A 2,630-nucleotide genomic window follows, 5' to 3' on the forward strand; every position below is an offset into this window, starting at 1 on the left:
GGGCCGCTCCGGCGCGTCGTCCGCCGCGCGGGTGACGCGTCCGCGGGCGTCCGCCGCGGAACGGCCTGCCTCGGGCGTTCGGCGCATACCGACGCGGAAGATCGGCAGTTTGGTGGTGGTGCGGCTGGGGTGGTCGCCCTTCTCGCGGTAGGCGGCGGCGATGCCGTGCGCGCGCAGCCAGGCGCCGGGGTCGTCCCGGATCTCCGGGCCCGCGTCGAGGACGACGTCTTCCAGGAGTTCGATCAGATCGCTCTCGCTGTCGCCGCCGAGCGCGGCGCGCAGGGCCGGGAAGGTGTCCGGCCGGAAGGTCCAGGACCACTCGTGGCCGGGGTTGGGCCCGTCGTGGTCGTGGCCGTGCAGGACGAGGTTGCCCGACTTCGCGATGCGGACGCGCACCGTGCGCCCCTCGGACTCGACGAGGCATTCGTTCGGCGCGGCCGCTGGACGAGACGCGTCGTCCGCGGGCTCGCGGTCTTCGTCGTCCGCCAGTTCTTCGGCGTGGGCGATCTCGAACCAGGCCGCGACCATCGCGGCGACGCCGAGCGCGGCCGCGATGGTCAGCTCGATCCAGACGTCGGTGGGGACGACTCGCCTGGTGCGTTCGCACGCGTGCAGGAACAGCAGACAGCCCACGACGAGCGCGGCGATCCGGGCAAGCCGCAGGGCCGTACCGGTGTCGACCGAAGGTACGCGCATCCGCTTACTGCTCCCGAACAAGACTTGCCGCTGTCGAATCAGACAGGATCGTAAGCGCAGGAGCGCTCCGGTGGGAGACCATCCGCGGCCGGCACGGCTGCCGGTCGCGGGCCCGGCGGATGCCGGTCGATTACCAGCTCGCGACGGCTACGCTCCCGGTCCGATGCGCCGCGGCGGCCTCGTGCCTCGCGCGATGCGGCGAATGCGTGCGCGAACGGCACCGCCGCGACCAGGAGCGACGGCGCAGGGACAGGCTTGTGGCAAACCTCGAGCACATCGAAATGCGGGACATCGCGGGCCGACTCGTTAACCTGGAGCCCACCGGACGCGTCGAATCCACCCCGCGACGCGGTGCGCCGCCCGCCGGCGAACGATGCCGCGACCGGCGGATACCATGGCTGGTCGCCCCGCGGGGATGTGTCCGACCACCGCGCACGGAAAGGTCGTCGAATTTGCACCTGAAGAGTTTGACGTTGAAGGGCTTCAAGTCCTTCGCGTCCGCGACGACGCTGCGCTTCGAACCGGGCATCACCTGTGTGGTTGGGCCGAACGGTTCCGGCAAGTCCAATGTCGTCGACGCGCTCACCTGGGTGATGGGCGAGCAGGGTGCGAAGGCGTTGCGCGGCGGCAAGATGCAGGACGTCATCTTCGCGGGCACGGCGGGACGGGCTCCGCTGGGCCGCGCCGAGGTGACCCTGACCATCGACAACTCCGACGGCGCGCTGCCCATCGACTACGCCGAGGTGTCGATCACCCGGCGCATGTTCCGCGACGGTGCGGGTGAATACGAGATCAACGGCAGCTCGTGCCGCTTGATGGACGTGCAGGAACTGTTGAGCGACTCCGGCATCGGCCGGGAGATGCACGTCATCGTCGGACAGGGCCAGCTCTCCGCGATCCTGGAATCGCGTCCCGAAGACCGCCGCGCCTTCATCGAAGAGGCCGCGGGCGTGCTGAAGCACCGCAAGCGCAAGGAGAAGGCGGTCCGCAAGCTGGAGGCGATGCAGGCCAATCTGGCGCGCCTGACCGACCTCACCACCGAGCTGCGCCGCCAGCTCAAACCGCTGAGCAGACAGGCCGAGGTGGCCAGGCGCGCCCAGACCGTGCAGGCCGATCTGCGCGACGCGCGCCTGCGCCTGGCGGCCGACGACCTGGTGACCCGCCGCGGCGAACTGGAGAGCCAGCAGAGCAAAGAGGCCTACGCCCGCGAACAACAGATCACCGTGCAGACCGAGCTGGACGCCGCGAACGCCGCGCTGGCTCAGCAGGAATTCCAGCTGTCCAAGCTCACCCCCGGCGCGGAGGCCGCGGCCCAGATCTGGTTCCAGCTCTCGGCGCTGGCCGAGCGGGTGAACGCGACCATCCGCATCGCGGGCGACCGGGCTCGTCATCTCGACACCGAGGCGCCGGGCGGCACCGGCCGCGACCCCGACCAGCTCGAGGCCGAGGCCGACCGGGTCGAGGCCGAGGAGGCCGAGCTGCGCGAAGCGGTCGAGATCGCGGTGGAGACCTTGGAAGCGGCAAGGGACCAGCTGGCCGAACGCGAGCATGCCGCGAAGGCCGCCGAGCAGGCGCACTTGGCCGCCGTCCGGGCGATCGCGGACCGGCGCGAGGGCTTGGCCCGGCTCTCCGGCCAGGTCGACACGCTGCGCACCAGGGCGCAGTCGGTGGACGCGGAGATCTCCCGGTTGTCGGTGGCGATCGCCGAGGCCAGGCATCGCGGCGAGGCCGCGCAGGCCGAATTCGACACCGTGCAGGACGAACTCGGCGAACTCGACGCGGGCGAGGAAGGGCTCGACGCCCAGCACGAGCACGCCGTGCAGGCGCTGGAGCTGGCCGACCAGCGCGTCACCGAACTGCGCGAACAGGATCGCGACGCGGGCAAGCGGGTGGCCTCGCTGGCCGCGCGCATCGAGGCGCTCGGCATCGGCCTG

Annotated in this window: 2 protein-coding genes; one reads left to right on the forward strand and one right to left on the reverse strand. The window is 71.3% G+C overall.

What is annotated here, in order from left to right; all coding sequences use genetic code 11:
• Window positions 1–696: hypothetical protein (locus NL1_RS35880; protein WP_156095220.1), on the reverse strand; the 696-nt coding region annotated here is incomplete at its 3' end.
• Between the two features lie 452 nt (window positions 697–1,148).
• Here NL1_RS35880 and NL1_RS35885 point away from each other — a divergent pair.
• The coding region (locus NL1_RS35885; RefSeq protein WP_156095221.1) for a chromosome segregation SMC family protein at window positions 1,149–2,630 on the forward strand (1,482 nt) is incomplete at its 3' end.

It is taken from the genome of Nocardia lijiangensis NBRC 108240 (assembly GCF_001613045.1).
Lineage (GTDB): Bacteria > Actinomycetota > Actinomycetes > Mycobacteriales > Mycobacteriaceae > Nocardia > Nocardia lijiangensis.